At 64.0% G+C, this 4,420-nt stretch carries 4 protein-coding genes and 1 other annotated feature; of the genes, 1 reads left to right on the top strand and 3 read right to left on the bottom strand.

What is annotated here, in order from left to right; translation table 11 throughout:
• Nucleotides 1-149 precede the first annotated feature (149 nt).
• From ASE70_RS13665 to ASE70_RS13655, 3 genes are all read right to left on the bottom strand, one after another.
• Complete coding sequence (locus ASE70_RS13665; protein ID WP_156356266.1) at nucleotides 150-383, bottom strand: hypothetical protein; 234 nt, start codon at nucleotides 381-383, stop codon at nucleotides 150-152.
• A gap of 217 nt (nucleotides 384-600) precedes the next feature.
• Entirely contained in the window at nucleotides 601-1,464 is an 864-nt protein-coding gene (locus tag ASE70_RS13660; protein WP_056505905.1) for a hypothetical protein, read from the bottom strand.
• 122 nt (nucleotides 1,465-1,586) lie between these two features.
• Nucleotides 1,587-2,333 carry a hypothetical protein gene (locus tag ASE70_RS13655; RefSeq protein ID WP_056505902.1) on the bottom strand — a complete coding sequence of 249 codons (747 nt, stop codon included), beginning with the start codon at nucleotides 2,331-2,333 and terminating at the stop codon, nucleotides 1,587-1,589.
• A 235-nt stretch (nucleotides 2,334-2,568) separates the two neighbouring features.
• Nucleotides 2,569-2,624 (top strand) — a sequence feature (sul1 is cis-regulatory element that is thought to sense ions involved in sulfur or methionine metabolism; They are found in Alphaproteobacteria).
• Between the two features lie 61 nt (nucleotides 2,625-2,685).
• Between ASE70_RS13655 and ASE70_RS13650 the strand changes: the two genes are divergently transcribed.
• Complete coding sequence (locus ASE70_RS13650; RefSeq protein WP_056505899.1) at nucleotides 2,686-4,173, top strand: SulP family inorganic anion transporter; 1,488 nt, start codon at nucleotides 2,686-2,688, stop codon at nucleotides 4,171-4,173.
• Nucleotides 4,174-4,420 lie beyond the last annotated feature (247 nt).

The following is a 4,420-nucleotide window of genomic DNA, read 5'->3' as shown; positions in this document are numbered from 1 at the left end:
TCCAACGCGACGCCACTCGACCCTGGGTTATCTCAGCCCCATGGACTTCGAGCGGCAGGCGCAGGTAGCTTAACCTCGTGTCTACCAGACCGGCAGCAGCTCATAGCTTACTAGTTTAAGTTGGTGTCGGCTATTGGTGGAAAGCGGACTTAATGGCGTGCTGGCGAGTGGCGCTCACAAAACCACATCATCGCCGCCAAAGACACGAGAAAAGTCGCCACAGTTATTACTTCATTGAAAGTGCCCGCCACCCACCAGCAGAGCGCAACGGTAATAAATATCATCGGGATCGGATAGACAATCCCCTTCCAGTGGTTAGGCGTGTAGCTCCACGCGACACGATCGAACCAAATCTCCCGCCCCTGATCGTTTCGCTTGATCATACTCCGATCACTAGCGCGCTTTTGCCGGGCGGGGAACGACCGCAATTGGGCCATTTTGGCTTTCCCGAAAACGAAGGTTCAGAAAAACAGCCGGGCGGTCCGTGCCGATCAGACGTCTGGTCCGATGCGCCTTCCCATAACCTGTTCCCGAATGGGTTTCCCGAAATTCCCCGATGGACATGGAGAACAGCGACGCACCGGCGCCGCCGGTGCCGGCTCAACCCTTCCCGGTTTCCGCCGATCGATAATGCCCCGCCATCAGATCGGACAGGATGCGGCGGACATGCTGTACCTTGACCACCGACGCGGCGTTCGTCCGGGGATCGTCCATAAACCGGGTGCCGAGCAGATAGCCGTCGGGCACGCGCCGCAACGCACCGGCCAGTCGCGCCGCCGTCGCGTGACGCCAGATGGTCGGGTACGGAAATCCGTCGATCTCCGCGACCGCCTGCAGCGATGCCGGGCGACGGATATCGTCGGGCGGGATGGTATGGGCGAAACCGTACCGGTGGCCGAGTTCGGGGTAGTGCGTGATCGCGGCGGCGTTCAGCACGCTGATCGCGCCGACGACATACAGCCCCATCGGGGTGACGAGCGGCGCTTCGCTCAATTCATACACACTGAGATAGACGTCGAGCGCCGCCGCCAGCAGCGCGTCGTCGCCCGGCACCACGCCCGCGCGCGGAAAGGTCAGGCCGCCATGGACGAACCCGTCCAGCATCTGCCGCAGCAGCGCCAGCACGTCGTCGCGCATCGCGATCATCGCCGGCAGCCCGGCAAAGCCGTCGGGCAGCCGCAGCCCGTCCTCGTCCGCCTGGCACAGCCCCTGTGCGGCAAGCGTGATGCTCGCCCGGCGGATGCTCTCGCGCGGGCGGCGAAGCGACGCCGCCAGCGACGAGATGCTGCACCGTCCCCCCGGCGTCGGGCGCAACGCATTGCGCAGGAGCAGCACCAGCAGCGCGCCGCTGTCGAAATGACGCCCGGCGGCGCGCATCGCGGCCGATCCGGCATAGAGTTGGAAATGGTTGATCAGCCGCGTCGCCTGACGAACCGGAACGGGCGCGCCGACATTGGACGGCATGACGGGACTATGCATTGGCGCAGCGCAAGATGGGTTCGATCGAAGCCTCTGGCACCGGCATGCCATGACATACCGGTGCCGATGGTAGTCGGAGCAGCGATGCTACGCGGTAGATCGCTAAATTACGGTGTTTCGACGGTGTAGGTGTAATAGACGACGCCGCCGATCTCGGTAATATCGGACAGGCTGACCGACGACGCATAGGAATCCGTCATGGTGATCGTGCCGATGATCTCGCCCTTGCCCGACGTGATATCGAAGACGGCGGTCTTTCCACCGTCCTGATAGCGCAGGCTATCGACGTTGCCGTCATCGTTCGCATCGGCCAGCGCGTGGGTCGTGACGATCTTGCTGCCGTAATTGAAATCGGTGACGATATCGTCGCCGATCCGCAGGCCGAGCGCGTTGTCGATGAACAGGGCACCGCCCCTGGTGGTCATCACATCGTCCTGTACGGTGCCTTCCACGCCGTTCGCATGCTCTTTCAGGAACTGGTGCAGGGCGCCGGCAGCGGCATAGGCATGCTGGCCGCCGAATTCGCCGAGATAGCGCAGTTCCCCGATCGAATCCTCGCCATCGGTGATGCGCAGCTGATCGTTGCCGGCCTTGCGCGCATTGACCCGGTCGATATCGAGCAGGCCGTTCTTGCCGAAGCCGATGAACCCGTCGCCGTTTCCGTCGAAGATCTTCTTGCCGGTGATCAGGGTGTCGGTCTTGCCGAAGCCGATGATATTGTCATCGCCGACATCGCCATTGGCGACGACGAACGCGGTGCGCCGGGCCGTGCTGTAATGGGTATCGATGACGTTGTTCGCTTCGATATTGACGATCTCGTCGACGTTCAGCAACGCATAGGTCGTTTGTAACATGGAATATTTCCCCCCTGAACCGGATGCCGGCGGATCGCCGTCCGGCGGTCAGGGGGCCGGCCTAACCGGCATTATATTCGGTGGCATCCTGCTACCTGCCCAAAATGAGAAGCGGGCGGGATCGTCCCATGGCGGGACGATGGCCGGGCCGCGCCCGGTTTCGTTCGATCTGCCGGCGATCGGGCCGCGGCCCCTTGCCTGTCCGCCCCATCGCCCGCTATGGACCGAGCATTCGCAAGGACCCGGTGCAATTCCGGGTGGCTATTCCGGCCGCCGATCCGCCGGACAACATCGCACATGACCTGAAATCCTGCGCCCGATCGGGTGCCATGTGGCTTGATGTGGATTTTCCATGACCTTCGATTTTACCTCCTATCGCCGCCAATGGTTCGGCGGAGCGGCACAGATCCGCCGCGACCTGCTGGCCGGCATCGTCGTCGCGCTGGCGCTGATCCCCGAAGCGATCGGCTTTTCGATCATCGCCGGGGTCGATCCGCGCATCGGCCTCTATGCCTCGGTCGCGATCGCGATCACCATCGCCTGTATCGGCGGACGGCCGGGCATGGTCTCGGCGGCGACCGCGGCGGTCGCGGTGCTGGTCGGCCCCCTGGTCCGCGACCACGGCGTCGAATATCTCTTCGCCGCCACCATCCTGATGGGCCTGATCCAGATCGCCGCCGGGCTGCTGCGGCTCGACCGGGTGATGCAGTTCGTGTCGCGATCGGTCATCACCGGCTTCGTCAACGCGCTCGCCATCCTGATCTTCCTGGCGCAGCTGCCGCAGCTGACGGGCGTGACGTGGCACAGCTATGCGCTGATCGCGGGCGGCCTCGCCATCATCTACCTGCTGCCGCGGGTGACGCGGGCGGTGCCGTCGCCGTTGGTGGCGATTTTGGTGCTCAGCGTCATCAGCATCGCGCTGAACCTGCCGGTCAACACCGTCGGCGACATGGGGAAACTTCCGCAAGGGCTGCCGAGCTTCGCATGGCCGCAGGTGCCGCTGACGCTCGACACGCTGCGGATCATCCTGCCCACTGCGCTGACGATGGCGGCGGTCGGCCTGCTGGAATCGCTGCTGACCGCGCAGATCGTCGACGACATGACCGATAGCGACAGCGACAAGCGGCAGGAATGCGCCGGGCAAGGCGGTGCCAACATCGTCGCCGCATTGTTCGGCGGGATGGGCGGCTGCGCGATGATCGGACAGTCGGTCATCAACGTGACCTCGGGCGGACGCGGACGGCTATCGACCTTTACCGCCGGGGCTTTCCTGTTGTTTTTATTGGCGGTTCTGGGGCCATGGGTCGGACGCGTGCCGATGCCGGCGCTGGTCGCGGTGATGATCATGGTGTCGATCGGCACGTTCAGCTGGAACTCGCTGCGTAACCTTCGTCACCATCCACCAACCTCGTCGATCGTGATGCTGGTGACGGTCGCCGTCGTCGTCGCGACGCGCGACCTGTCGCTGGGCGTGCTGGCCGGGGTGCTGCTGTCGGGCGTGTTCTTCGCCGGGAAAGTGCAGCGGATGTTCGCGGTCGAGCGGGTCGCGGGCGATGGCGGCGTTACCTACCAGGTTACGGGACAGATCTTCTTCGCCTCGGTCGACCGCTTCCGCCGCGCCTTTGCGCTCGAGGGGGCGGTGCCGGTGACGATCGACGTCACCGCGGCGCATTTCTGGGACATTTCCGGGGTCGACGCGCTCGACAAGATCGTCGCCCGCCTGCGCCAGAACGGGGCCGAGGTGGCGGTGATCGGCTATAACCGCGCCAGCGCCGATCTGGTCGACCGCTTCGCGCTGCACGACAAGACCGGCGTCGAGCTGGGCGTCGTGCCGCATTGAGGATGGTTGCCCCCGCGTCGGCAGGAATCAGAGGTTGATACCATTGTAGAACCGTTCGTGCTGAGTAGGGACTGAGCTTGTCGAAGGCCCGTATCGAAGTACCTGTGGCGGTCCTTCGATACGCCCTTCGACAAGCTCAATGGCTACTCAGGGGTCGGTTCCGGCTGAGGGCGAAATGACACCCTAAGCGTCGGCGTCTTTCGGCCAGAGGTATTCGCCGGTGAGCAGGATGTGCGCCCATCCCAGC

This window comes from Sphingomonas sp. Leaf22, from assembly GCF_001421715.1.
Lineage (GTDB): Bacteria > Pseudomonadota > Alphaproteobacteria > Sphingomonadales > Sphingomonadaceae > Sphingomonas.
This window is presented reverse-complemented; position numbering and strand designations above follow the sequence as displayed.